The 25149-nt window shown below is 63.1% G+C and carries 20 protein-coding genes; 6 read left to right on the forward strand and 14 right to left on the reverse strand.

Going from position 1 to position 25149, the window contains the following annotated elements; all coding sequences use genetic code 11:
• Positions 1-10 precede the first annotated feature (10 nt).
• The 7 genes from ADN01_RS12700 to ADN01_RS20230 are packed head-to-tail and all read right to left on the reverse strand — an operon-like array spanning position 11 to position 10025.
• A complete protein-coding gene (locus tag ADN01_RS12700) occupies positions 11-1000 on the reverse strand; it encodes a Gfo/Idh/MocA family protein (RefSeq protein WP_062418125.1) in 990 nt (329 codons plus the stop codon).
• Between the two features lie 10 nt (positions 1001-1010).
• The gene (recJ, locus tag ADN01_RS12705; RefSeq protein WP_160318425.1) at positions 1011-3335 is read right to left on the reverse strand and encodes a single-stranded-DNA-specific exonuclease RecJ; all 2325 of its coding nucleotides are present in this window, start codon (positions 3333-3335) and stop codon (positions 1011-1013) included.
• Positions 3332-4168: a PD-(D/E)XK nuclease family protein gene (locus ADN01_RS12710; protein WP_062418127.1), complete on the reverse strand. Its 837-nt coding sequence runs from the start codon at positions 4166-4168 to the stop codon at positions 3332-3334. Before ADN01_RS12710 ends, recJ begins: the two co-directional genes overlap by 4 nt.
• The gene (locus ADN01_RS12715; RefSeq protein WP_062418128.1) at positions 4152-6425 is read right to left on the reverse strand and encodes an ATP-dependent helicase; all 2274 of its coding nucleotides are present in this window, start codon (positions 6423-6425) and stop codon (positions 4152-4154) included. Before ADN01_RS12715 ends, ADN01_RS12710 begins: the two co-directional genes overlap by 17 nt.
• Positions 6418-8532: a UvrD-helicase domain-containing protein gene (locus tag ADN01_RS12720; RefSeq protein WP_062418129.1), complete on the reverse strand. Its 2115-nt coding sequence runs from the start codon at positions 8530-8532 to the stop codon at positions 6418-6420. The genes ADN01_RS12715 and ADN01_RS12720 overlap by 8 nt, the downstream gene beginning before the upstream one ends.
• Before the next feature lie 22 nt (positions 8533-8554).
• A complete protein-coding gene (locus ADN01_RS12725) occupies positions 8555-9139 on the reverse strand; it encodes a 3'-5' exonuclease (RefSeq protein WP_062418130.1) in 585 nt (194 codons plus the stop codon).
• A gap of 19 nt (positions 9140-9158) precedes the next feature.
• Entirely contained in the window at positions 9159-10025 is an 867-nt protein-coding gene (locus ADN01_RS20230; protein WP_075071182.1) for a hypothetical protein, read from the reverse strand.
• Between the two features lie 116 nt (positions 10026-10141).
• Between ADN01_RS20230 and ADN01_RS12735 the strand changes: the two genes are divergently transcribed.
• The 5 genes from ADN01_RS12735 to ppgK are packed head-to-tail and all read left to right on the forward strand — an operon-like array spanning position 10142 to position 14660.
• Entirely contained in the window at positions 10142-10714 is a 573-nt protein-coding gene (locus tag ADN01_RS12735) for a pseudouridine synthase (RefSeq protein ID WP_062418131.1), read from the forward strand.
• Between the two features lie 58 nt (positions 10715-10772).
• Positions 10773-12266 carry a baseplate J/gp47 family protein gene (locus ADN01_RS12740; RefSeq protein WP_082142756.1) on the forward strand — a complete coding sequence of 498 codons (1494 nt, stop codon included), beginning with the start codon at positions 10773-10775 and terminating at the stop codon, positions 12264-12266.
• Positions 12263-12709 carry a Holliday junction resolvase RuvX gene (gene ruvX / locus ADN01_RS12745; protein ID WP_062418133.1) on the forward strand — a complete coding sequence of 149 codons (447 nt, stop codon included), beginning with the start codon at positions 12263-12265 and terminating at the stop codon, positions 12707-12709. The genes ADN01_RS12740 and ruvX overlap by 4 nt, the downstream gene beginning before the upstream one ends.
• Complete coding sequence (gene mltG / locus ADN01_RS12750) at positions 12699-13838, forward strand: endolytic transglycosylase MltG (protein ID WP_062418134.1); 1140 nt, start codon at positions 12699-12701, stop codon at positions 13836-13838. The genes ruvX and mltG overlap by 11 nt, the downstream gene beginning before the upstream one ends.
• 36 nt (positions 13839-13874) lie before the next feature.
• Entirely contained in the window at positions 13875-14660 is a 786-nt protein-coding gene (ppgK, locus tag ADN01_RS12755) for a polyphosphate--glucose phosphotransferase (protein WP_062418135.1), read from the forward strand.
• On the opposite strand, the gene ADN01_RS12760 is transcribed toward ppgK, so the two are convergent.
• Complete coding sequence (locus tag ADN01_RS12760; RefSeq protein WP_062418136.1) at positions 14610-16061, reverse strand: aspartate ammonia-lyase; 1452 nt, start codon at positions 16059-16061, stop codon at positions 14610-14612. The genes ppgK and ADN01_RS12760 overlap by 51 nt on opposite strands.
• Before the next feature lie 107 nt (positions 16062-16168).
• Positions 16169-16582: a 4Fe-4S dicluster domain-containing protein gene (locus ADN01_RS19915; protein ID WP_201778681.1), complete on the reverse strand. Its 414-nt coding sequence runs from the start codon at positions 16580-16582 to the stop codon at positions 16169-16171.
• 150 nt (positions 16583-16732) lie between these two features.
• On the opposite strand from ADN01_RS19915, the gene ADN01_RS12770 reads away from it, so the two are divergent.
• Positions 16733-17659 (forward strand): DMT family transporter, encoded by a 927-nt coding sequence (locus tag ADN01_RS12770; protein WP_062418137.1) that lies wholly within the window; start codon positions 16733-16735, stop codon positions 17657-17659.
• A gap of 73 nt (positions 17660-17732) precedes the next feature.
• Here the strand turns inward: ADN01_RS12770 and malQ are convergent, their stop codons facing one another.
• From malQ to ADN01_RS12795, 5 genes are read right to left on the reverse strand one after another with little or no spacing between them, the layout of a single operon-like run.
• Positions 17733-19229 (reverse strand): 4-alpha-glucanotransferase, encoded by a 1497-nt coding sequence (malQ, locus tag ADN01_RS12775; RefSeq protein ID WP_062418138.1) that lies wholly within the window; start codon positions 19227-19229, stop codon positions 17733-17735.
• Positions 19219-20475: a glucose-1-phosphate adenylyltransferase family protein gene (locus tag ADN01_RS12780; RefSeq protein WP_062418139.1), complete on the reverse strand. Its 1257-nt coding sequence runs from the start codon at positions 20473-20475 to the stop codon at positions 19219-19221. Before ADN01_RS12780 ends, malQ begins: the two co-directional genes overlap by 11 nt.
• Entirely contained in the window at positions 20472-21953 is a 1482-nt protein-coding gene (locus ADN01_RS12785; protein WP_062418140.1) for a glycogen synthase, read from the reverse strand. Before ADN01_RS12785 ends, ADN01_RS12780 begins: the two co-directional genes overlap by 4 nt.
• Before the next feature lie 31 nt (positions 21954-21984).
• A complete protein-coding gene (locus tag ADN01_RS12790; protein WP_062418141.1) occupies positions 21985-23961 on the reverse strand; it encodes an amidohydrolase family protein in 1977 nt (658 codons plus the stop codon).
• 17 nt (positions 23962-23978) lie between these two features.
• Positions 23979-25139 (reverse strand): competence/damage-inducible protein A, encoded by a 1161-nt coding sequence (locus tag ADN01_RS12795; RefSeq protein ID WP_062418142.1) that lies wholly within the window; start codon positions 25137-25139, stop codon positions 23979-23981.
• Positions 25140-25149: the final 10 nt, after the last annotated feature.

Below are 25149 nucleotides of genomic sequence, written 5' to 3' on the forward strand. Positions count from 1 at the left end.
AGGCGCATTTTCAAGGGCGCAAGTGAACCGGCTGCTGGGTGCGGGCGGATTCATACAGGGCCAGCAGAGCGGCGGTGTTCTGGCGGGTTTCAGCCAGGGAAAGGCGCGGGGATTTGCCCTCCAGGATGCAGTCTTCCATGTCGCGGATTTCGCCCAGGTAGAGGTGGGGCAGGGAGAAGGAACGGCGTTTTTGGCGGCCGTCCTGGGTGATGAACAGATCGGCGCGGCTGGAGAACAGGAAGGGTTTGGGAACCCACAGGGTGGCTTTGGAGCCGCGCACCTCGATGGTGGTGTAGGGCTGGGTGGCGAAACTGCTGTCGATCTGGGCCAGGATGTCGCCGGGGTAACGCAGCAGGGCGCTGAAGCTGGCGTCCACGCCGCTGGGAGCGGTGACCTGCCAGCCCTGGACGGTGAGGGGGGCACTGCCGGTGAGCATGCGGAAATAACTGACGGGGTAGCAGCCCACGTCCCACAGGCTGCCGCCGCCCGCGGCCGGGTCCCAGCGGTAATCATCGGGGCGGTTGAGGAAGAAGGAGAAAGCACCGCGCATCAGGCGAATCTCCCCCAGTTCACCGGAAGCGACGATCTCCTGCACGGCATGGGTGAGGGGATGGTGGCGGTACATGAAGGCTTCTGCGGCGACTTTGCCGCTGCTTTGGGCGGCCTCTTCCACCCGCTGCATCTCATCGAGGGTGAGCACGAGGGGCTTTTCACACAGGACGTGTTTCCCGGCCTGCAGGGCGCGCACGGTCCATTCGGCATGCAGATGGTTGGGCAGGGGGTTGTAGATCACGTCAATGTCTGGGTCGGCCAGCAGGTCTTCGTAGCGGGTGTACAGGCGGGGAATGCCCCAGGTGCGGGCAAACTCGCGGCCTTTGGCTTCATCCCGGCTGGCGGCGGCGGCCAGCACACTGCGGACGGATTTGCGCAGGGCGGGGTTGAACTGGTTGGCGGCGATGCGCGCCGCACCCAAAATACCCCAACGGATTTTGTCTGTCATCGGGAACCTCCTACGTACGGGCGGGTGAATGAGCGGTCAAAGCGGCAGGGGCCGCTTGCAGATAATAGGCGTGAAAGGCGGCCGTCTCCTGCAAAGCGGCGCGCAGGGCTGCTTCCAGGCGTTGGGCGAGGGCCGGGTCAGGATCGCCGCCCGAGGAAAAAACAACTTGATTTTCAGGCGAAATGTGCATGTGGATATGCCCGGCAGCAGCCAGCCATTCCAGCCCCAGGCGCACGTTGTGCGCTGGGTGGGCCATGGCAGCGGCCAGGCGGGTCAGAGATTCGGTGGGCTCGGGGCGCTTGAGCACGGCACGCACCAGTCCGCTGAGGCGGGTCAGGAAGGCCTGAGGCTCGTCGAGGCCGGGGTCAATGCCGAGGAGGATCACGGTTTGGGGCTGAACGGCCTGCAGGGCGGCGTTGAGGTCGCCGCGGCTGGGCGGCAGGGTGGCGACGGTCAGCACAGGGGCGGGACGCCAGCCCAACCGGTCTACTGAGCCAGGCAGGCGCGGGGTGAGACCCTCAGCCCAAATGAGCGCATCGGGGGGCAGGGGGGCAGGCAGGTCTTCCCAGGCGCGCACAGCGCGCCAATCGGTGAGGGTGACGGCGGCCTGGGCCACCGGAATGGGCGCACCCTCGCGGTCGCGGTAGGCTACCCATTCGCCTTGAACGCGGCGCTGACCCTGGAAGGTGCTGGCGCGCAGGCGGTAGGCCAGGTCAAATTCGCCCTGGGGGTAGGGCAGATCGGCGGACTGCCACCAGAGCATTTCCAGCAGCGTTTCGCTTTGGGGGTCGAGCACCTGCATACGGCGGTGTTCCTGACCGCGGCCAATTCCCACCGGTTCGCCGCGCAGTTTGACCCCGCGGGCCACGAAGGTGAGGGGGGGATTGCCGGGGCCGAAGGGGGCCAGGCGCTCCAGGCCGTCGACCAGATCTAAGTCAATGCGGCCGAGGGGCAGCTCAGCGTCAATGAGTAATTGGCCGACGGGGGCTTGCTGGGCGGTTTGGCGGCGGACGGCGCGGGCCAGCTCGCGGCGAAAGGCGCCCAATTTCTCGGCAGGCAGGGCCAGCCCCGCAGCCATGGGGTGGCCGCCGTAGCCGAGGAGCAGGGATTCGGTTTCGGCGATGGCCTGGGTGATGTGCACGCCCTCCACCGAGCGGGCCGAGCCGCGCAGCGGGCCGTCAGGATGACCGGTGAGCATCAGCACAGGGCGCTGGTACAGCTCCACCAGGCGGCTGGCGACGATGCCGATGACGCCGCCGGGCCAGAGGGGGTGGTGGAGGATGAGCACCGGGCTGCGCAGCAGGCCAGGATCCTGGCGGATCTGGTTTTGGGCGGCGGCGAAGACTTGATCACACAGCTGGCGGCGTTCCAGGTTATACCCTTCCAACTGGGCGGCAAAGACCGCGGTCTGGCTGGGGCTGGTGCTGAGCAGGAACTCGACGGCGGGGTTAGCGTCAGAGAGACGCCCCAGGGCGTTGAGGCGCGGAGCGAGGGTGAAGCTGATGTGTTCTTCCGTCAGCCAGGTTTCTTTGATGTTGGCGTTTTCCAGCATGGCCTGTACGGCCAGGCGAGGATTTTGGCGCAGTTGTTCCAGGCCGCGCCACACCAGGGGACGGTTTTCGCCGGTCAGCAGGGCCAAATCCGCCACGGTTCCCAAGGCGGCCAAATCCTGCCATTGGGCTTCTTCGCCGGGGCGGCCGAGGTGCGCGTAGAGGGCCTCGATGAATTTATAGGCGGTGCCGGCACCGCACAGCGGACGCAGGGGGTGGGCTTCGGGAAGGCGCTGGGGGTTGATGACCGCGGCGGCGGGGGGCAGGGTGGGGGGCAGGCCGTGATGATCGGTGATGATGGTGTCCACGCCTTGCTGGGCGGCGAACTCCACCGCGGCGTGGGCGGTAACGCCCGTGTCGCAGGTGAGCAGGAGCTGTACGCCCTGCTGCAAGAAGGCGCTGAGCGAGGCGACATGCACGCCGTGGGATTCCTTCTCGCGGATGGGGATGTAATAACAGACGTCGCTGCCCAGGCTGCGCAGTGCGCCCACCAGCAGGGCGGTGGAGGTCTGGCCGTCCACGTCAAAATCCCCCCACACGCCGATGCGTTGGCCGAGTTTCAAGGCGCGGGCGGTGCGCTCTACACCCAGGTCGAGATCGGGCAGATCAGAAGGGGAATGGGCAGGCTGACCGGCGGGGTTGAGCAGGGCCAGAATGTCAGCGGGAGCAGTCACCCCGCGGCGGGCGAGCACACAGGCCAGCAGATCGCTGCCGGCGGCCTCGCGGGCCTGCGGAGAAGGCTCTACCGCGGCGGGTTCGATCCATTCCAGGGCGGGCAGGCTCAAAATTCGATCTCCCCAATCTGGTCAAAATCCACCGAGAGCGGCGCGGCGCTGGGCTGCGGTTCTTCGGCGTCCAGCTCCTCTTCCCAGGGGCCGGCGCTGACCCCGCGGTCGCACAGGGAGCGGTACACGCAGAACTGGCAGGCGCGGGTATCCACCGTCATGGGGAACTGGCCGGGGGGGCGGGTTTGCAAGTCGGCGATGTGGACACGCAGGGCGGCCTGGTCGCGTTCAAAATCCTCGGCGGAGTAGCGCCAACGCTCCGGCTCGTTGGGAAAATCGGCGAACCAGTAGATCATTTCCACCTGATCGGGCTGAAGAGGCTGCCCGCCGTTGAGATGAGCCCCGGCCAACACCAGCAGCAGCGGATACAGCCGGCTTTGCCAGCGGCGGCGCAGCAGCTTGCCGGGGGTGCGGCGGCGGGAGGTCTTCCAATCCACGATCACAGCGCGCTGACCCGGCTCTACAGCCAGGATGTCGTACTTGGCGGTCAGTCGAATCCCAGCGAAGGGCGCGTTGAGGGTATATTCCGGCCAGCGGCGGGCGGGCAGGGCAGACAGAGGGTCGGCCTGCAAGAAATTCTGCCACCAGCGGGCCAGGGCCGCGTCTGCGGCGGGCACGGGCTGCTGATGGACGGGCAGTCCGGCGATCCATTGGTGAATGCGGTGGTGAAAGCGCTCACCTTGCAGCCGGTGGGCTTCCTGTTCCAGGACGGGTTCGCTTTCCAGAGCGGGCCATTGAACTTTCAGGAGGTAGCGCAGCTCAAAACGGCGCGGGCAGTCTTCGTAATCCTGCAGGCTGCTTTGCGACAGGGCAAATTCACGCGGAAGGGGCATGGGGGTCCTCCTCCATTTGGCTTCTCCAATAGGACTCCAGGGCGGCCAGGGGCAAGGCCTGCAGGCAGTTCTTGCGGCGGCCCGTGTTCCAAAAGATGAGCAGCTCGCGGCGAGCGCGGGTGATGCCCACGTAAAGCAGGCGCAGGCGTTCCCCGCTGATGCTGTAGCGGGCTTCCTGAGTGGCGGGGCCTTCTTCCATGAACAAGGCGGCCAGGTCGTTTTGAGCGACGGCATCCAGACGCTGTAGGGCTTCGGCTACCCAATTCAGCCGCGGCTCGGTGAAATAGGACTCGGACTGGTATTCGTCAAAGGACTGCGCCGAGGGGAAGTCGTAATTGTTCACGCCGGTCAGGTACACACGGTCCCATTCCAGGCCCTTGGCCTTGTGGTAGGTGGTGACGAGTACTTTGCCGGGGTACTGGTCGGGGTCAAAGCCGGTATCCTGCTCGCTCAGGCCCAGGAACTTCTGGCGCTGCATGGCGATATTTTGCAGGAAGGCGGCGTAGTCGCGCAAATCCCATTCGGGGTTAAAGCGCCCCTGGGCTTGCAGGGCCTGGGCAATTTTATGGGTGAGGGCCAGCTCTGCGGGGTCGCTGAACAGGTCCTGCGCCAGGGTGAGCACCAATTGATCCACCGGCAGGGAAACGGCCTGGGCCCAATGGGCCAGCCGCTCGCGGAAGAGGGCCAGGTCGGTGAGGACGGGAGGCGGGAGGTGAGGCTCCTGGTCATGGAGCCAATCGTCAAAGGCCGCGGGCTGAATGTACCGTTCTGGACGGTTACAGGCGGCAAGAGCTTTGGCGGCCGCCTGACGAATTTCGGGCGGGACGGGCAGGTTTTGGTTGAGTTCAGCTTGCTGGTCGAGAAATTTTCCCCAGGCGGTGTACAGGCTGACCAGCTTTTTGATGTTGGTTGGCTCCACCAAAAAGGTGAGGATGTGGTGGAGCAGCACGGCGGTGTCGCGCGTAGCAGCGGAAGATTGCAGCAGTTCGACGCAGGGGATATCGGCCTGAACCAGATTTTGGAAGAATTCGAAGGCGCGGCTGTTGGAGGTGAACAGCACCGCCACGGTCTGATGGGGGTGATCCGCCAGCCATTTCTGCACGTTGTTTTGAATGCCGGTCAGTTCTTCGTCTGAGGTGCGCTTTCTTGAGATGTAAATATTGTTGGGCGTGTCCGGCGGGTTTGGCTGGGGATCGCCGGGAGGGGTGGGGAAGATGTAAGGAGGGGCGAGTGCCTCGCGCAGTTCAGGCACCGGGTGCTCCTCCAGTGTCCATTCGATGAGGTGGTTGGCCAGATCGAGGATGCGGCGAGCGGAGCGCCCTGAATTGGGCAGGGTGAGGGCGCGCACATGGGGGTCACGCAGGAAATTGCGCAGATACTGGGGGTTGGCGGTGGTGAAAGTCTCGTAGATGGCCTGGTTGGGGTCGCCCACGCGCACCCAGTTGCCGTTCGGGCCGGAGAGCAGGCGCAGGATCTCTTCCTGCAAGCGGCTGGAATCCTGGGCTTCATCTTCCAGAATATAGGGCCAGCGGTGACGCAGGCGGGCGAGGAATTCGGGGTCGCGCTGAATGGCCTCCAGCGCCAGCTGGATGAGGTCGTCAAAATCCAGCTCGCCGCGCATGCGCAAGGCGCGCTCGAAATCGGCGTACATTTTGCAGCCCAGGTCCACCACCCAGGGGCGTTCGGGGAGGGCGCTGAGAGCCTCTTCAATTTGGGCGGGGCTGAGTTGGAGGTCTTTGGCTTTGCGGATCCAGGCGCTGCCGACCTCCACGACCAGTTTATTCCAGCGCTCTTCCTGTTTAAAGCGCGGGGTAGAGGCGTCGGTCTCTGCGCGGGTCAGGCTCTGAATGAGTTCAATGTTGGCGCGGATCCAGGCATTGGCGGAGCTCATCAGCAGGCGGCTGCGCTCGCGTTCTTCAATGACCCCGAACTGCGTGCCCAACCCCACCAGGTCGGGACGTTCGCGGATGATATCGTAGGCCAGGCCGTGCAGGGTGCGCACGCGGTAGCCCATGCCGGGGATAAGGTTGACGCCGCGCAGGAAGCTGGCGATGCGGCTGGAAAAGTTATCCACCGCGGAATTGACCAGGGTGACGATGAGAATCTCTTGCTCCTCGGCCAGGCGGTCTTCGGCGATGAGGCGGGCGGCCAGGGAGCTGAGGGTGTGGGTTTTGCCGCTGCCGGGGACGGCGGAAACGCCCATCCAGCCGGATTCGTAGTTGAGGACTTCGACTTGGGAGGGACGGGGGTTAAACACGGCCGCCCCCTTCTGCTTCTGCCTGACGGCGGAAGATCCGCTGGAAGGCAAACAGCAGCGGCCCGCGCTGCTCGCTGCCCTGTTCGTTGATGGCGTTGACCGATAGGGCGATGCGTTCACGGCAGCGCAGAAGCAGGCCGTTGGTCAGGCGGGCGAGGGTTTGGCGGTTGTTGATCTCTTCGTCGGCGTCCGTCCATACCTTGCCGGGGGTCCAGCGGCGGCTGAGCACCAGGGGGTGGGTGAGGGGTTGGTAGAGGCGTTCAAACCAGCCGCGGCTGCCCACATCCACCCAGAACTGAAAGCGCACGGGGCGGTTCATCATCAGGAAGGTGAAGGCGGGGGCCAGCAAGACCGCGCCGGCCGAGTCATCCTGCCATTCCTGGGTGTACTGAGCGGCGATGAGCCCCTGGGCGACCATTTCCACATACTCCTGACCAACGCTGCGGCCGCTGTCCTGCAAGGCGGCCCCGGCGGCCAGGCGGAATTTGCGGATGGATTCGATCAGGCGGGCGGTGACGGCGGCGTTGTCGAAGCTGTTGTGAAAGCCAAAGCCGGGCTGAGAGAGCACTTCGCCAAACAGGCGGCTGATGAACACATCCAGTTCCACGGGCGGGCCGCCCAGGTAATTCATCAGCCAGCCGCGCAGATGCTCAAATCGGCGGCCGACCTCAAAGGTGATGCGCTCCTGCATTTCGGGCTGAATTTTTTCAAAGGAGGTAAAGCCCGGGCCGTTCCAGGCGTTTTTTCGAAAGGTGATGGAATAGAGCAGGTGGGCGCGGGGCAGATCCAGGCCTTCGACGGCCTGCTGCAGGGCGCTGCGCACTTCCAGTTCGCGCGGGGTCAGGCCCCAGGCGGGGTGGGCCAACACAGCCAGGGTGAGCAGACATTGGGTGGCGTTTTCGGCGCGCAGGGAGCGCGAAGGGCGGTGAGAGCGCACGGGGATGCCGGCGGCTTGCAGCCTTTGGGAGAGGGCAAAGCGCAGCCCATCGGACAGGAAGGGAGCCAGGACGACGATTTCCTCCGGGGGCACATCCTGTTCCTGCACCAGCGCGCGAATCTGCTCGGCGATCCAATCAGCGGATTGAGGCATGAAGCGGCTGAAATTGAACTCCAGGGCTTCAGGGATGAGAGGTGAGGCGCTGAAATCCTGCTGGCGCACCGAGGCTTCCAGGGTGGCGCGCAGGGCCTCGACGGCAGGGGAAACCACCCAGGAGTCGTTGAAGAAGATTTCCTGATCGCAGGCGGGGTTCAACTGCTCGGCGCTGAGGGGATCGGCCCCCAGAAAGGCGCGGTATCCGCCGCCGCGGTCATAGACCAGGAGGGCGGACTCAAATTCACCCAGCCAACTGCTGACGATGTCGTGCACCACGGGGGCATCCTCTTCCACATTTTCATAGAAGAGGTGGCGGTATTGGGCGCTGAGGTGGGCGCGCACGGCGGGATGGGGCCAGAGCAGTTTTTGGAAGATCTCCATCTGGAGGGAGAAGTCCAATAGATTGTTTTCCAGGCAGTATTGGCGAAAACGCAGGGCACATTCCTGGGCCTGTTCGTAGAGGTGCAGCTCGGCGGGTTTGCCCAGCGAGGCGCTTTTCAGTCGCTCGGCGATGGTGTTCACCTCAAAGCCGACCAGGGCAGCCTTGTTGAGATTATCCAGCACCTGACTGTACAGGCGGTTGGTATCCAGACGGATGGAATCGAAGAAATTCTCTTCCAGGAGCGGTTGAATGACATGCGCCAGGTAATATTGGGCGGTTTCCAGGGTGAGAAAGGTCGGCGGCAGCTCGGGGTGGGAAAAGCCGGCGGATTCGGCCACATAGGGCCAGAACAGGTCGATATTCCGCTGGGCGAGACCGCCCAGGGTGACGATGGTGACGGGGCTGCCGGAGGGCAAGGCTGGGTCGCGGACGGCGGTGGTGTAGGGCTGGGCCAGAGTGCGCAGGGGGGCCAGCACCAGGATGGAATCGCCGGGGATGCCGTTTTCCAGGGCGGCGCGCAGACGAGCCACGGCGGCGGTGGTTTTGCCCGTTCCCGGCGGGCCTTCCAGCCAGATTCGCTGTGAAAACGGCTGATCTACCAGGGCCTGCTGGGCGGGGCTAAGGTTGAACATGCGCGGTCACCTTTGGGTGCGGTTACACATTGGCTTCTTGGGCGGCGATATACTGCAGCAGAGCGCGGGTCAGACGGGTGTCATCCTGGGCGCGGTGCGAATTGGGGATGGAGATGCCCGCAGAACGGCCGGCTTCTTCCAACGAGAAAAAACGGTAGGTGCGCCGGCGCGGGTCAAAGATGCCGCGGAATTGGGCGTAGAGCTTCATGACGCAGATGCTCTTGAAGCGCTCTTGCCAGGGCATACGGTGTACCTGATGGGACTGCTGCATGAGGCGCAGATCGTATTCTTCGTTGTAAATGGCAATCACGCGCCGATCGAGGTGCGCGCGCACGCTGGGCCACACCTCCGCCCAGGTGGGGGCGGACTTCACCATTTCGTCGGTGATGTGGTGCACGCGGGATGAATCCGGCGGGATGGGGCGGGTGGGGCGCACCAAGCTTTCAAAAAGCAAGGTGTCGTCGTGATCCACGATAGAAATCTCCACAATTTCGGCCTTGCTGTCCAGGCCGGTGGTTTCGGTGTCCAGATAGACGGGCTTGGCTTGCAGCACTTTCTGGGCAATTTGAACGGCTTGCAGGCTGGGGTTTAAAATGGGTGCGGGCATGGCAGGCCTTTGTGCGGACTCAGGGTAAATTCCAGTAGGCGATCTCATCCAGATTGACGCTGAGGCTGCCGGAGCTGCCCGCCACGTACAGGCCGTAATAACCGGCGTCGCTCAAACCCGCGCCGTTGACCTCGGTGATGAGTTTGTCGTTAATGTAGAGGGTGATGCGGTCGTTTTCCACCTTGACCCCCAGGCGGTTGGTTTGACCGGTGCCGCCCAGAACGGCCGGGTCGCCGCTGGAGGAAGCCAGGGAGGTGGTGCCGGTGGAATCCCAGCGCGACAGGCTGTATCCGCCGCCGCAGGTGATGCCGAAGTAGAAGCCGTGGCCGGAGTCGTAATTGGGAGCGCGGAAGACCAGGCCGTAACCGTCGCTGACCCCGCAGGTGTTGGCGTTGAAACTGCCTTCGAGGTAGAAATTCTTGATAGCCGGAGGACGCAGCCGCCAGGAACGCCAGCCGTTGGTCATTTTGCTGGCTGCGGTGAGGAAGCCGCCGCTGACGCGGAAGCTTGAGTAGTCATCCTCGTAGGGCGATTTGAGGCCGAAACCGCCGCCGCCGTCGAGGGTGTCTTTGCCAGTGGGTGCGCCCAGGGCCGCTTTCCAATCCTGCGGGGTGGGTGTGGGGGGCGGGGTGAGGGTGGGGATGGGGGTCTGGGTGGGTTCCGGCGTGGCGCTGGGCAGCATCTCCACCGGGGTGGCCGTGAGGGCCAGGGTGGGCAGGATGACGGCCGCGGAGGGCTGGGCAGCGAGAGTTTCAGCGACGGCTGTGGCCACGGGGGCGTTTTCGGTGGGGGCTGGGGCGGCGGTTTGGCCGGGCAAGTTGCAAGCCGCGGCGGCCAGAGCCAGAACCGCGGCGCCCAAGGTCAGTTTCCAATGTGTTTTTGTCATCTCTTACCTCCTAACAATCCCGAATCGCGCGGGGTGCGTTCACCTGGTTGTGGGGTTATTATAGCCCAGGAAGGGAGCATTGCCAAACCGCATGGCTTTGGCTACAATCACATACGATGACAGCCAAAACACCCACCCTGGCGTTTTATAAGCCTTATGACGTTCTATCCTCGTTCACGGATCCCGAAGGACGGGCGACGCTGAAGGATTACATTGACCTGCCGGGGGTGTACGCCGCCGGAAGACTGGACCGCGACAGCGAAGGGCTGCTGATTCTGAGCGGGGATGGGGCTTTGATCCACCATCTGACCGACCCGCGCCACCACCTGCCCAAGACGTATTGGGTGCTGGTCGAGGGTGTGCCCACGCCCGCGGCCTTGGGGCAACTGGCCAGCGGGGTGCAGCTGGGTGATTACCGCACGCGGCGCTGTCAGGTGATGGAGATGCCGGCGCCTGACTTGCCGCCTCGCAGTAAGCCGGTGACGCCCCACGGCCCAACAGCCTGGCTGCGGCTGGTGATCCATGAGGGCAAGAAGCGTCAGATCCGCCACATGACGGCGGCGGTGGGGCTGCCGACCCTGCGGCTGGTTCGGGTGGCGATTGGGCCGGTGACCCTGGAGGGTTTGCAGCCGGGGATGTGGCGTGAACTGCGGCCGGAGGAAGTCTCGGCGCTGCGCCGGGGCAGATGAACCGTTTGGCGGTGGCGGTAAGGTTTTTCTGATTTGATTGTATAATTCTCTCGCACCCATGAAAACTTGCGTGATCCAGCTTGAACGGCATGACGATATCATCTCCACCCAGGATAAGATGGCCTGGGCGAAAACCCCGCGCGTGGTGTTGGTATGGCCGCCTAAGGGCAGCCCGCTACGGCGCCCGATTGACTTGATCATTCTGGCTCGCTATGCCCAGCAGCTGGGGGTGCAGGTGGGGTTGGTGACGGGGGATTACCATACGCGCCAACATGCCGCTCAGGCAGGGATTCCGGTGTTTGATTCGGCGCGCGAAGCCCAGCGCCGGCCCTGGCGGCGCAAGGGGCGGCGAAAGATCAGCCCGCCCGCGGGAGCAGACAGCCTGGCCCGGCGGGAAAAGCTGAGCGAAACTCGCCCGCAGCGCCGCCATGTGAACGAATTGCCGTCCTGGGGACGGCTGGCGGCTTTCTCCGTGGGTGTTTTGGCGGTGGCGGCCTTGCTGATCCTGTTTTTGCCGGGGGCAGAGGTGCGGCTGCCGCTGGCCGAGCGCCCTCAGCAGCTGACCCTGGATTTATTGGCACACCCCGATATTCAAGCTCCCAATTTGTCCGGCGGCGTGCCAGCCCAGGTGCTGACCGTGACGGTGGAAGGACAGCGCGACGCCCTGAGCAGCGGCGAAATTTGGGTGGGCGACAGCGCGGCGCGCGGCGAGGTGCTGTTTACCAATTTGACCGACCAAACGGTGATCGTGCCGGAGGGGACGGTGGTGCGCAATTTGGGCGAGCCGGTGGTGCGCTTCCGCACGCTGGAGGAACGCAGCCTGCCAGGGACTGGCGAAAAGAGCGCGGCGGTTCCTGTGGCGGCGGTGCAGCCAGGAGCGGTGGGAAACCTGGAGGCGGGGCAGATCACCGCCATCGAGGGGGCCGTGGGGGCACATCTGAGCGTGACCCAGGTCCAGCCCACCAGCGGCGGACGGGATCGGCGTGTGCCCAGCCCTTCCGAAGAGGACTACGCGGCTTTGCGTACAGAGCTGCTGGCCAATCTGCGGCAGACGGCTTTGAACGAGCTGAAAATGCAGCAGCCGGACGGGTTTTGGATTGAAGAATCGCTGGCGGTGGAACAAACTTTGGTTGAAAAACGTGAACCGGAGACCGGCAGCCCGGGCGATCAGCTGCGGCTGACCCTGCAAGTGGAGTTTGGGGCCTGGGTGGTGCGGGCGGCGGATGTGGAGCAGGTGGCACGCACGGCGCTGGACGCTAATTTGCCGCCAGGGCGGACGGCAGCGGACGGCCCACTGGGCATCAGCCCGGTGGGGGCGGTGAAATGGGACGAGACGGGTGCGCGCTGGCAGGCGGCGGCGGTACGCAATGAGCGCCAGGATTTGCGCTCGCTGGATGTATCCCGGCGGCTGGTGGGGCTGCGGCCGGAGCAGGCAGCGGACGAGCTGAGTGCGCATTTAGATTTGGCAGGTGCACCAGAAATAACCCTGCGGCCCGCCTGGTGGCCGTGGATGCCCTTCCTGGCCGGGCGCATTGAGGTGGTGTCGCCGTGAAAGGGCGAGTTTTGGCGGTGGATCCCGGGGAAAAACGCCTGGGGATCGCGATCAGCGATCCGACCGGGACAATTGCCAACCCATTGACGGTGCTGAAGCACGTCTCGCGGCGGGTGGATGCGGCGGCGGTGGCGCAGTTGGCACAAGAACAGGGGGCGGTGCGGATTGTGGTGGGGCAGGCGCTGGATTCGGAAGGTGAAATTGGCCCGGCGGCGCGGCATGCTTTGCGTGTAGCCGAAGAAATTCGCGGGCAGACCGATTTGCCGGTGGAGCTGTGGGACGAAAGCTTTTCCACGCAGACGGCGCGCGAGACGCGCGTGGCGATGGGCGTGCGGCGCAGCCAGCGCAGCGGGCATCTGGATGATCTAGCGGCGGTGATTGTGCTGCAGTCCTATCTGGATGCGCATTGGATGGGGGGTGAGGAGCAGGCGAATGGCGCGTAGCGCGGGCGGCACGACCCGCCTTTTGATGGTGTTCCTGTTGATCTTGAGCTGTGCGGCGCTGCTTTTGGGCATCTGGCTGGTGGAAAGCGTGCCCAGCCAGGCGGCAGAGGTGTTTGGCCCGCCAGCGCCCCACCTGGGGCTGATGCAGCGCTGGAATTTGTCCCTGCGGCTGCTGCTGGCGCAGGATGCACTTACCCGACCCGCCGACCCGGACGGGGTGGAACGGAAATTTACCGTGGAGCTGGGCGAGGCGGTGGATGCGGTGGCTTTTCGTATGGAAGATGAGGGCCTGATCCGCAGCAGTGAGGCCTTTCGCAATTTTTTGATCTATGCGGGTTTGGACACGGGCTTGCAGGCGGGGGAATATCAGCTCAGCCCGGCCTGGTCGGCGGTGGAGCTGGCCTACCGGCTGCAGGACGCCACGCCGATGCAGATTCCGTTTGTAGTGTTGGCGGGTTGGCGCGCTGAAGAGATTGCCGCGGCGCTGCCGACCTCGGGATTGACGATTGCGCCGGATGCCTTTTTGCGGGCGGTGAAACGGCCTGCACAAGTGGACTTGCCGGAGGAACTGCGCGGAGTGAAGCGGCTGGAGGGCTTTTTATACCCGGGCACGTATGAGCTAAAACGGGACACGGACGTGAACAGCTTGCTGGCCCTGCTGACGGCGGAATTCGCTGCGCAGATGGACGCGGATTGGCTAGCCGCGGTGGAGGCGCACGGGCTGACGCTGGAGGAGGCCGTGATTCTGGCTTCCATCATCGAGCGTGAAGCTGTGGTGGACGAAGAAGCGCCTTTGATCGCCTCAGTATTTCATAACCGTCTGCAGGCCGGGATGCGTTTGGAGAGCGACCCCACGGTTCAATACGCGTTGGGATGGCAGGAGACAGCCGGAACCTGGTGGAAAAACCCGCTGACGTTGGATGACTTGCGGGCAGAATCTTTGTATAATACCTACAGGAACACCGGCTTGCCCCCCGGGCCAATCTGCAACCCCGGCCAAGCTGCTCTGCAGGCGGCAGCGTATCCGGCGGAGTCACCCTATTATTATTTCCGCGCGCGCTGCGACGGCTCTGGGAGGCATGCCTTTGCGGTGACCTTTGATGAGCATTTGCAGAACGCCTGTCCATGACCGGCGGTTTTGAGAATTTTAGGTCAGGAGGAAGCCATGCAGGTCGTTGGGATTGATATCGGCGGATCGGGGATCAAAGGTGCGTTGGTGGATACGGACACGGGCGAACTGGTGACCGAGCGTTTTCGGCTGCCGACTCCGGAGGGGGCGCTGCCCAAAGATGTGGCTGAGGTCACCCGTCAGGTGGTGGACCTCATTCCCTCCGAGGGACCGATTGGGGTGGGGTTCCCTGCGGTGGTGCTGCACGGTATCACCAGTACAGCGGCGAATGTGGACAGCGGATGGATTGGGCTGGACGCCCAGGCGCTGCTGCGCCAGGCGGTGGAACGGGATGTGTATGTGGTCAACGACGCCGACGCCGCCGGACTGGCTGAAATGCGCTTTGGGGCGGGGCGCCAGCAGCGCGGGGTGGTGATTTTGCTGACGATCGGCACGGGGATCGGCTCGGCCATCTTTGTGGACGGCCAGTTGGTTCCCAACACGGAATTTGGCCACATGACCATCCGCGGCAAAGACGCCGAATGGCGAGCGTCTGACGCTGCCCGTCAACGCAAAGATATGTCCTGGGAAAAATACGCCCGGCGGATGCAGGAGCTTTTGAGTGAGATGGAAAAGCTGTTCTGGCCGGATCTGTTCATCATCGGCGGCGGGATCAGCAAGAACGCGCACAAGTTCTTCCCGTTGTTGGAAACGCGCGCGCCTGTTGTCCCGGCGCAGCTGCTGAACCAGGCCGGCATTGTGGGCGCGGCCATGTACGCGCATGAATGCAGTTTAGCCGCCGCCTCCGCCGCCAAAGATACCGCCCTCGGTGAGGGCGCGTAGGTCGGAGAGCGCAGCCACAATTTCCGTTTCCGTTACAGGTTGGCCCGTGTCGCGGTGCAGCAGCTGCCCGGCGCGGGCTTTTTCTACGGCGACTTCACGCACGGTGAGGTCGCGTTGAAGGGATTCCTTCACCAGGGCGGCCCCGGCGGCGTAGCCGATGACGGGGTTGAGGGCGGTGACCAGGATGGCGTTACGCTCCAACCACAGGGCAGCTTTGTCAGGATTAGCTTGCAGACCGCGGACGCATTTATCCGTGAAGGCACGCACCGCGCCGATCATCACCTGCATGGCTTCGAAGAGGTTGTGGGCGATGATGGGCATCATCACGTTCAATTCCAACTGTCCGGCCTGGGCGGCCAGACTGACCGTCAGGTCGCAGCCCTGCACGTGGAACATGGCCATATTGAGCATTTCAGCCAGAACGGGGTTGACCTTGCCGGGCATGATGGAAGAGCCGGGCTGCACGGGGGGCAGGCGGATTTCATCCAGGCCGGTGGACGGGCCGGAGGAGAGCAGGCGGAAGTCGTTGGCCACGCGGGTGAGGGTGACAGCCAGGGTGCGCAGGGCGGCGGAAAAATCCGCGGCGTCGGCCATAGACTGCATGGATTCAAACAGGTTATCTGACGGTTCCAGCTCCAACCCGCAGATCTGGCTGAGGCGCTGCACCATACGCTGGTGATACTCGGGGTGGGCGTTCAGGCCGCTGCCGGTGGCCGTGCCGCCGATGCCCAGACGGCGCAGACCCTGGGCGGCGCGCTGGATGCGCTGGCGGTCGCGTTCCACGGCGCAGGCGTAGGCGGCGAATTCCTGTCCCAGGCGCACGGGCACGGCATCCTGCAAATGGGTGCGGCCGGATTTGACGATGGGGTCAAACACGATGGCTTTTTCGCGCAAGGCAGCAGCCAGTTGATCCACGCTGTCCAGAAGCTCATCTAAACGCCACAGGCAGCCCAGGCGCAGCGCGGTGGGGATGGTGTCGTTGGTGGACTGCGACATGTTGACGTGGTCGTTGGGATTCACCCGATATTCGCCCAGGGTTCCGCCCAGCAGTTGGGTGGCGCGGTTGGCGATGACCTCGTTGGCGTTCATGTTGTGGCTGGTGCCGGCCCCGGCCTGGAAGGGATCCACCACAAATTGATCGTCCCAGCGGCCCTGCATGATCTCCGCAGCAGCCTGAGCGATGGCCTGGGCGCGGGGGGCATCCAGCAGGCCCAACTCAGCGTTCACCTCGGCGGCGGCGCGCTTGACGGCGGCCAGAGACCAGATGAAGGCCTGCCAGGGGCGCAGGCCGGAGATGGGGAAGTTGAGCACGGCGCGCTGGGTCTGCACGCCGTAGAGGGCCTGGGAAGGAACCTCCAGCGTGCCGAGGGAGTCTTTTTCCAAACGATATTCCTGGCTCATGCTGCCTCCACCAAGGGTTTAGCAAAGAGGGGAGCTTCTGTAGAAAGAGAATGAAAAGAGGAAGGCCGGGTTGGACTTCCTCTTTCAAATGATCCATACAGAATGGGTTAGCTGTTCATGGCGCTGTAGCCGGGGCCTTCTTTGAAGAAGGCGCCGTTGACAGGGATGTCGGGGGTGAGATCCACCACCTCACCGGCAGCCAGGATGCGCGTGCCTTCCAGATGCACGGCGTCACCATCGTGGTTTGTGCCGTCATAAACCGCGGTGAAACCAGCGGTTCCCACCGGCTGAGACAGGCGCTCGCCGCCTTTGGCGGTGTAGGCCGCGGGGACTTCGTCTTCGGGGAAGATGGCTTCGAAGGGGCACTCCGGCACGCAGGCGCCGCAGTCAATGCAGGTGTCCGGATCAATGTAGTACCACGGCCATTGGTCTTCGGGTTTCCCGGGGACGATGCACTCGACTGGGCACACGGTGGCGCAGCCGCCATCGCGCAGGCACAGGCTGGTGATTACATGGGTCATAGGTTCCTCCGACTGGTATTCAGATAGATGGGTGAGATGGATTTGTTGTTATAATCACAAACGCTTAGTATTAGTGTACCGTTGAATGGTGTAATTTGCAAGTGCCTATACATTATCTACCTGAAAAGTCTAGTTCAAGGCTGCGGTGTGATGACAAGCGATAAACCGGTGATTTCCCCTATTCTGGGTCTGGGATTGGCTATTCTGGCGGTTTCGGCGGCGTCCATCCTGATTCGCATGGCGCAGCAGGAGGCACCTTCGCTGGTGATCGCGGCCTACCGGCTGGGGTTTGCCACAGTGCTGCTGGCTCCGGCGGCGTTGGGCCGCCGTTGGGGGGAAATCCGCGCTTTGAGTTGGAAAGCGCTGGGGGGGCTGGCGTTGGCGGGAGCATTCTTGGCGCTGCATTTTGCTGCCTGGATCACCTCGCTGGAGCATACAAGTGTGGCGATTTCTTCGGTGCTGGTGACGACCACACCCTTATGGGTGGCGCTGCTTTCCACCCTGGCGCTGGGTGAACGCCTGCCGCGCGGGGTGGTGCTGGGGTTGGGGGCGGCCCTGGCGGGCGGGGTGATCGTGGCGCTGAGCCAGACCTGCGCCTGGGACGGTGTGCGCCTGGCCTGCGACTGGCAGGCGAGCTGGCGCGGGCAGGGTTTGTGGGGCAGCCTCTTGGCACTGCTGGGGGCGGTGTTCGCCTCGGGGTATCTGTTGATCGGCCGACGCATGCGGGCTTCCCTGTCGCTGACGGCCTACACTTTTGTGGTGTACGGATCGGCGGCGGTGTGCCTGTGGGCGGCGGTGCTGTTTGCGGGGCTTCCGGCGGGGGGCTATCCGCTGAACACCTACGCATGGATGTTGGCGCTGGCCGTATTTCCACAGCTCATCGGCCATTCCACCTACAACTGGGCGCTGCGCTATGTGTCTGCCACGGTGGTGTCCGTCTCGCTGCTGGGCGAGCCGATTGGGGCTTCGCTGCTGGCGGTGCTGCTGCTGGGTGAGGTTCCCGGGGCGGTGGAGCTGGTGGGCGGGGCGCTGATCCTGGTGGGCATTTTCCTGGCGGCGCGCAGCGAGCCGGTTTGAACTGAACCATGAAAAAAACCGCCCCCCGCTTCATATGGATTGGGGGGCGGTTGATTTTAAATATCCGGGGGAATCACTCCTCCAGCCGGCTGTAGAGGGTGTTCAGCTCGCGCAGGCGGGCCGCCAGGGCGGGGGATAAATCGCTGGGGCGGCAGCGCCAGGTCCAGTTTCCACTGGCACGGCCGGGGAAGTTCATGCGCCCGTCGCCGCCCAGGCTGAGCAAATCCTGCAGGGGGGCCAGGGCCATGACCGCCACGGATGACCACACGGCGCGGATCATGTCCCAGGAGATATCCTCACCAGAGCGGGCCAGATAACGGCGGCAGAAATCAGTTTCGACATCGGGGGCGGTTTGATACCAGCCCAGGGCCGTGTCGTTATCATGGGTGCCGGTGTAGGCCACGCAGTTGGCAGGGTAATTGTGCGGCAGGAAGGGATCATTGGCATCGCTGGAGAAGGCGAATTGAAAGATTTTCATGCCGGGGAGCTGGAAGCGGTCGCGCAGCTCGATCACATCCGGGGTGATTTCGCCCAAATCTTCGGCGATGATGGGCAGGCCGCCCAGGGCCTGGGTGAGCGCCTCAAACAACGCTGCCCCAGGGCCGGGAACCCATTGGCCAATTTCGGCGGTGGGCATTTTGGCGGGGACTTCCCAATAGCCCGCGAAGCCGCGGAAATGATCCATGCGGATGATGTCCACCGTTTTCAGGGTGGCGCGCACGCGCTGGATCCACCAGGCATAGCCGCTTTTGGCGTGGGCATCCCAACGATAGAGCGGGTTGCCCCACAACTGACCGGTGGGCGAGAAATAATCCGGCGGTACGCCCGCTACCACGGTGGGAAGGCCTTCTTCGTCCAGATAGAACAGGTCGGGGTTTGCCCAGGCGTCGGAACTGTCGTAGGCCACGAAGATGGGGATATCGCCGATGATTTGGATGCCTTGCTGGTTGGCGTAGTCTTTCACCTGTTTCCATTGACGGAAGAACAGGAACTGGCGGAAGCTGTGGCGCAGAATATCCTTTTGGAACTGCTGGCGGAAGGAATTCAGCGCGGCTTTTTGACGGGTGCGCAGACCTTTGGGCCAATTATTCCAGGAACTGCCCTGGTTGGCCTCTTTGATGGCCATGAAGAGGGAAAAATCCTCCAGCCAGCCGGCATTTTCGGCCTGGAAGGCGGCGAATTCCGCCTGGAAGGCCGGGATGGGGGTCTGCAGGAAGCGGTTGAAGGCGCGATCTAAGAGGGTCAGTTTCCACTGGATGACGGGGCCAAAATCCACCGATCCTTCAGGGAACTCCGGTCGGTCGGCCAGATCGGTGCGGACGAGCAGGCCCTCTTCCAGCAGCAGGGTGGGGCTGACCAGATAGGGGTTGCCTGCGAAGGCAGAAAAACACTGATAGGGCGAATCGCCGTAACCGGTGGGGCCGAGGGGTAAAAGCTGCCACAGGCCGCAGCCGGTCTCTTTGAGAAAATCCACCCAGCGGTAAGCCTCGGGGCCAAGATCACCAATGCCATCCGGCCCGGGGAAGCTGGTCGGGTGCATTAAAATGCCGGACGCACGTTTAAAGCTCATTCGGGAGTCTCCTGGTTTGAATGTACTGCCCCGATTGTACAACAGATACGGTGTAATCGGGAGGGATGACATCGGTGCCCACGACGGCCCCTGGCTGGATAACCGTGCCAGGGGGGACGACGGAATTTTTGCCGACCAGGGCAATGGCAGGCTCGCCGTCTGGATCACCGCCGATGACGGCTTTTTCACCGATGGTGGAGCGTTTATCCACAATGGCATATTTGATCACGGCGCCGGGCTGCACCTGGGTATCGGTGAGCAGAATCGAATGGTGCACGACCGCGCCGGAACGGACAATGACCCCTGGGGAGAGCACGCTGCGGTAAACACAGGCCCCATCTTCGATGATACAGCCGTCGCAGACCAGGCTGTCTTCGACGCGCGCGCCTTTTTGAATATTGGCGGGGGGGCGCTCTTCGGAGCGGGTGTGGATGACCCAGCCGCGGGTGTGCAGGTCCAGCGTGGGGGGCACACACAGCAGGTCCATGTGGGCCTGCCAGTAGGAATTGACCGTGCCCACATCCACCCAGTAGCCGCTGAAGGGATAGGCGTAGATGTCATCGCGTTCAGCCACCATTTTGGGGAGGATGTCTTTGCCGAAATCGTGGCTGGAGTCTTTTTGCAGATGATCCTTCCATAATTCGTCGTCCAGCACCTGGCGGGTAAAGAGATATACGCCCATGTTCACCAGGTTGGAGGTGGGGTCGGCGGGCTTTTCCACAAAGGAGGTGACGCGCTGATTCTCGTCCACGCTGACGATGCCGAAGCGGGAGGCTTCTTCCAGGGGCACCTGAATGGTACACAGGGTGACTGCGGCCTTTTTCTCCAGATGGTAGCGGATGAGGGCGTCGTAATCCATCTTATAGACGTGGTCGCCCGAGAGGATCAGAATCAGGTCGGGGTCGCTGCGCTTGATAAACGCAAAGTTTTGCTGAACGGCGTCGGCGGTGCCGATGAACCAGCCCGCACCGCGCGCCTTGTAGGGGGTGAAGATCTTGAGACCGCCGGTGAACTCCCGATCCAAATCCCAGGGGCCGCCCGCGCCGATGTGTTCGATCAGGGATTGGGGACGGTATTGGGCGATGATGACCACATCGAAGATATTGGAGTTGACGCAGTTGGAGAGGGGGAAATCAATGATGCGGTATTTTCCGGCAAAGGGCACGGCCGGCTTGGTGCGCTTGAAAGTCAAAACGCTTAGCCGTGTGCCTTCTCCACCCGCCAGGATGATGGCGCGGGTTTTCATGACCGCGATTCCACCAGCTTTTGATAGAGGGCCAGATATTCACGCGCCGAACGGTTCCAGGAGAAATCCAGAGACATGCCGTTGCGCTGCAAGGCCTGCCAATGAACGGGGTCGGCAAAGGCTTTTTGGGCGCGCTGCAAGGCAGCTGTCAGAGCGGGCACGGAGGCCTGCTCAAACAGGAAGCCGGTGGCGGTGGCAGGATCGGGCGAATCGAGGATGGTATCTTTGAGGCCGCCGGTGGCGCGAGCGAGGGGGACGCAGCCGTAGCGCATAGCGATCATCTGGGCCATGCCGCAGGGCTCGTAACGCGAGGGCATGAGGATGACATCCCCACCGGCGTACATGCGGCGCGCCAAACGGGCATCAAAGCGCACGGCAGCGCGCACCTGGTCGGGGTAGGCTTTTTCCATCTGGCGGGCGTTTTCTTCCAAAATTTCGTCGCCGGTACCCAGGAGGATCAACTGCCAATGCGGATCGGGCAGCTCACGCAAGGCCTGGAGGGCCAGATCAATGCCTTTTTGCTGATCCATGCGGCTGATGATGATGTATAGGGGCCAGTTTTGGGCAGGATCGAGGGCAAACTCTTTCAAGAGGGCCTGTTTGTTGGCCTGCCGCGCAGACAGGGTCTCCAGGCTGAAGGGCGAAACCAGGGCATCCGTGGCGGGGTTCCACAAATCCAAATCCAGGCCGTTGAGAATGCCGGAGAGATTGGCTTCGCGCGTTTTCAGGAAAGTTTCCAGCGTGCAGCCAAATTCGGGGGTTAAAATTTCGCGGGCGTAGGTGGGCGAAACGGCCACAATGTGATCGGCGGAAAGCAGCCCCAGGGGCAGAGGCATGCGCCGCGCCCAATCGGGCAGGCGGGGGTCGCTGGCGGCGGGCAGGCCGTACGCCGCGGTGGCTTCTTCGGCACCGGCGCCCATGAAGGGCAGGTTGTGTACAGCCAGCAGGGCGCGGGTGCGGCGGAAGAAATCATCGCCCGCTCGGTTGAGGTTCAGCCAGTAGCAAGACAGGGCGGTGTGCCAGTCGTTGGCATGCACCACGTCTGGGGCCCAGCCGATTTGGCGCATGGCTTCCAGCACGGCCAGGGAGAAGTAGGTGTAACGCTCGCCGTCGAGGTGCGGATCGCTGCCGTATACGGGGTCGCCTTCGCGGAAGGGCGGGCCGTCCACCAGATAGACGGGCAGGCCGGCGTTTTCGATCAAAAAGACCTGGCCGGTGAGGGTTTCGCTGCCGCGGCGGACGGTGAGACGGGAGAGCAGCTTGGGGTTTTTGGCTTTCTGGCGGATCATGGAGTGATAGGGGATGGCCAGGCGCACATCCAACTGCACCCCACCGGTTTCCTCAGGCGTGAGGGCGCGCAGGGCACGGGGCAGTGAGCCGGTGACATCCCCCAGGCCGCCAACTTTAACCCACGGGTCGGCTTCCGAGGCGATAAAGAGCACACGCAATTTTTTGGTTGAAGACGAGGGCGGCATCATCGGTTTCCCTCCGAATGGATCAAAAGACGGCTTATGGTTTTAACAGCTCGACATAATCGCGGGAGATGGTGTTGTTGGGCGACGCGCCCAGCAAGGAAATCAGTTCCGCGGCCAGGGTGGATTTTTGTTCGGCGTCTTTGCGCGACCAGGTGCGGCTTTTGACTTCCAGGAATTTGCCGGTGCTGGGCTGGATGAGGGTGTCAATATTGATAAAGAACTCCGTGTCCTGGAAACGCACCAGATAGCGCAGACGGTCTTTTTCGATTTCCATGACCTCGTCAGGGCGGAAGTATTCGCGGTAGAAGCGGATGCTCTGGGTGGCGGGGGCCAAGAAGCGGCTGCGGGAGAGGAGCACACCGCTGGGGAAGTTAAATTCGCTGGACACGCCCACGTGGGTCAGGCGAGAACGGACGTGGTCAATTTTCCCCTGATCGTCCACGAAATGATCTTCGCGGATGCGCAGACGGCCTTGCTCAACGTCATTGAAGAGGAAATAGGTGTCGTATTCGCGGTAATGGCGCTTGCGAAGAATTTCGATCTGGGGGTTGTGCAGCAGAGCCTGGAGGATGGGCTGCTCATTGCTGATGGGCACTTTAGCCTGCACCTCGAAGCTTTCTTCCTCGGTGGCGCCGCCGATGGCGATGAGCTTGGCCAAAACCGACTGCTCGCGAGCGGTGAGGAAGGCGTCAATCTGGCGGGCATATTCCATGCTGGCGGCCAGGATCTCTTCTTCGTTGAGGGTGAGCAGTTCGCGGCCGCGCATGACCCATTGGCCGTTGATCATCACGTCGGATACGTCGGTGGCTTTGGATGCGTAGACGATCTGCGCATAGGCAGCGTTGGGATCGCGGCGGAAGAAGGGGGCGTTGTGAATGCGGCGGTTGTCCACCAGGATCAAGTCGGCGCGCTTGCCCGGCTCTAAAGAACCGGTGATGTCATCCATGTGCATGGCCTGGGCGCCCTGGCGGGTGGCCATGAGCAGGGCGGTTTGGGCGGGCAGAGCGGTGGGGTCATTGGTGACGCATTTGGCCACAAAGGCGGCCAGACGCACTTCTTCGAACATATCCAGGTCATTGTTGGAGGCCGGGCCGTCGGTGCCGATGCCCACATTCAGGCCCAGTTCCAACATGCGCTGAACCGGCGCAAAGCCGGAGGCCAGCTTGAGGTTGGAAGAAGGGTTGTGGGCCACGCCCGCGCCCAGGTGCTGCATGGTGCGGATTTCCCCTTCGTCCACATGAACGCAGTGGGCGGCCAGGACTTTGGCCTCGAACAGGCCGCATTTCTTCATGTAGGGCACCACGGGCATGCCGTTTTCCTCGCGCATGTTGGCCACTTCACCGGCGGTTTCGGAAATGTGTGTGTGGAGGGGCACATCAAACTCGGCGGCCAGCTCGGCCGCGGCGCGCAGGATCTCGGGCGTGCAGGTGTAGGCAGCGTGGGGGGCAATGGACGGCACGATGAGGGGATGGCCTTTCCAGCGCTGGATGAAATCACGGGCGATGGCCAGGCCTTCTTCATAGGAATCGGCGTCGGGGCTGGGGAACTTGAGCACGGATTCGGCGCAGAGGGCGCGCATGCCGGCATCGGCGGTGGCTTTGGCGACATCCTCTTCAAAGTAATACATATCGGCAAAGCAGGTGACGCCGCTGCGGATCATCTCCGCGCAGGCCATCTGCGTGCCCAGACGCACAAATTCAGGTGAGACGAATTCGCGTTCGACCGGCATCATGTAGCCCATCAGCCACACATCCAGGCGCAGATCGTCCGCCAGGCCGCGCAGGAGGGTCATGGGAACGTGGGTGTGGGCGTTGATCAGGCCGGGCATCAGAGTTTTTCCGCCGCAGTCAATCACCTGACTGGCGGTGTATTGGGCCTGGAGGGTTTCTTGGGGGCCGACAGCGACGATGGAATCGCCCCGGACGGCCACGGCGCCCGATTCATATTGGCTGAGGGCCTGATCCATGGTGAGGACCAGGGCGTTCGTCAATAAAACATCTACCTTTTCCATAAAATTCGCTTCCCTTTCTATTTATGTTTTTGAAGAAGATGGCGCCGCAGGAAATCGAGGGCCATGTTGGAGGCCCATTGAGGGGCGTTTTCTGGCGACCCTCCATAGGCGCGCTGCTGGTCTACGGTGAGGGTGGGGGTCATGAGGCATAACGTCAGCACGTAGCGCGGGCCTTCGGGCAGGAGAACGGCCCCCAGGGCCACCTGCGCGCTGCGTTGATACCGTTCAGTTTCCAGAAGATGGCGCAGTTCGGGCAGCCCGCAAGGCTGGCTGCTGAGATCGGTGAGGGTGGAGATATTGGGTAGGGAGTTAATGCGGCGGTAGAGCTCGCCCTGGAGGCCGCATTCAATGGCCAGAGCGTACCATTGGCGGGCGGCCAGCAGAGACTGCACCACGCTGTCGAGGGTCTGGTCATCCTGACCGTAGATGTGGTCGCCCAGGCGCTTGTGCAAAGTGGCCAGGATGGGCTGCATCATGGTGTGGGCTTGATCGACGTCGTGGGCTTTGGCGGTGACGCGGATGTCCACAATCCCCGGATGCGCCAGCAGACCGACCGTGGGATTGCTCTCGGTTTCCAGATCAGCCACCCATTCATCCACCTGCGATTCGCCTACCCCGGCGGTGTGGAGGACGACAGCCTGGATGGTGCCGGATTCGGGCAGGCGGTCGCGCAGCAAGGGCAGCACTGTGTTGGCCAGCAGATATTCCATCTCGCGGGGGACGCCTGGCAGACAGACGATGAGAGCCGGGCCGTTTTCGGCATAGAAGGCGGGGGCTGTGCCAACGGGGTTTTCAATGGCTTGGGCCCCTTGGGGAACCCAGGCCTGACGGCGGTTGTTTTCGGTGGCCTGGCGGTTAAAGCGCTTAAAGCGGTCTTGAATCTGCTGCCACAGGTCGGGGCGGAATTCCAGGGGGACATTCAAACAATCAGCGACGGCCTGGCGGGTGGGGTCATCTACGGTGGGGCCGAGGCCGCCGGTGGTGATGATCACATCGGCGCGCTGGCAGGCTTCGCGCAGGGCATCGGCAATGCGGGAGACATTATCGCCGATGATGGTCGTGCGGTAGAGGTCAATGCCGAGTTCGCGCAGCGATCGGGCCAAAAAGCGGGTGTTGGTGTCTTGGATTTCTCCAAGGAGCAATTCGGTGCCGATGGCGATAATTTCAGCGGCCGGCATGGGTCAACCT

The sequence above is a fragment of the Levilinea saccharolytica genome (genome assembly GCF_001306035.1).
GTDB lineage: Bacteria > Chloroflexota > Anaerolineae > Anaerolineales > Anaerolineaceae > Levilinea > Levilinea saccharolytica.

What these genes read in the sequence shown, in the direction of transcription:
- ADN01_RS12700 (WP_062418125.1), bottom strand. Translation starts at nt 1,000, where the DNA reads ATGACAGACAAAATCCGTTGGGGTATTTTGGGTGCGGCGCGCATCGCC.
- ADN01_RS12710 (WP_062418127.1), bottom strand. Translation starts at nt 4,168, where the DNA reads ATGCCCCTTCCGCGTGAATTTGCCCTGTCGCAAAGCAGCCTGCAGGAT.
- ADN01_RS12720 (WP_062418129.1), bottom strand. Translation starts at nt 8,532, where the DNA reads ATGTTCAACCTTAGCCCCGCCCAGCAGGCCCTGGTAGATCAGCCGTTT.
- ADN01_RS12725 (WP_062418130.1), bottom strand. Translation starts at nt 9,139, where the DNA reads ATGCCCGCACCCATTTTAAACCCCAGCCTGCAAGCCGTTCAAATTGCC.
- ADN01_RS20230 (WP_075071182.1), bottom strand. Translation starts at nt 10,025, where the DNA reads ATGACAAAAACACATTGGAAACTGACCTTGGGCGCCGCGGTTCTGGCT.
- ADN01_RS12735 (WP_062418131.1), top strand. Translation starts at nt 10,142, where the DNA reads ATGACAGCCAAAACACCCACCCTGGCGTTTTATAAGCCTTATGACGTT.
- ADN01_RS12740 (WP_082142756.1), top strand. Translation starts at nt 10,773, where the DNA reads ATGAAAACTTGCGTGATCCAGCTTGAACGGCATGACGATATCATCTCC.
- mltG (WP_062418134.1), top strand. Translation starts at nt 12,699, where the DNA reads ATGGCGCGTAGCGCGGGCGGCACGACCCGCCTTTTGATGGTGTTCCTG.
- ppgK (WP_062418135.1), top strand. Translation starts at nt 13,875, where the DNA reads ATGCAGGTCGTTGGGATTGATATCGGCGGATCGGGGATCAAAGGTGCG.
- ADN01_RS12760 (WP_062418136.1), bottom strand. Translation starts at nt 16,061, where the DNA reads ATGAGCCAGGAATATCGTTTGGAAAAAGACTCCCTCGGCACGCTGGAG.
- ADN01_RS19915 (WP_201778681.1), bottom strand. Translation starts at nt 16,582, where the DNA reads ATGACCCATGTAATCACCAGCCTGTGCCTGCGCGATGGCGGCTGCGCC.
- ADN01_RS12770 (WP_062418137.1), top strand. Translation starts at nt 16,733, where the DNA reads ATGACAAGCGATAAACCGGTGATTTCCCCTATTCTGGGTCTGGGATTG.
- malQ (WP_062418138.1), bottom strand. Translation starts at nt 19,229, where the DNA reads ATGAGCTTTAAACGTGCGTCCGGCATTTTAATGCACCCGACCAGCTTC.
- ADN01_RS12780 (WP_062418139.1), bottom strand. Translation starts at nt 20,475, where the DNA reads ATGAAAACCCGCGCCATCATCCTGGCGGGTGGAGAAGGCACACGGCTA.
- ADN01_RS12785 (WP_062418140.1), bottom strand. Translation starts at nt 21,953, where the DNA reads ATGATGCCGCCCTCGTCTTCAACCAAAAAATTGCGTGTGCTCTTTATC.
- ADN01_RS12790 (WP_062418141.1), bottom strand. Translation starts at nt 23,961, where the DNA reads ATGGAAAAGGTAGATGTTTTATTGACGAACGCCCTGGTCCTCACCATG.
- ADN01_RS12795 (WP_062418142.1), bottom strand. Translation starts at nt 25,139, where the DNA reads ATGCCGGCCGCTGAAATTATCGCCATCGGCACCGAATTGCTCCTTGGA.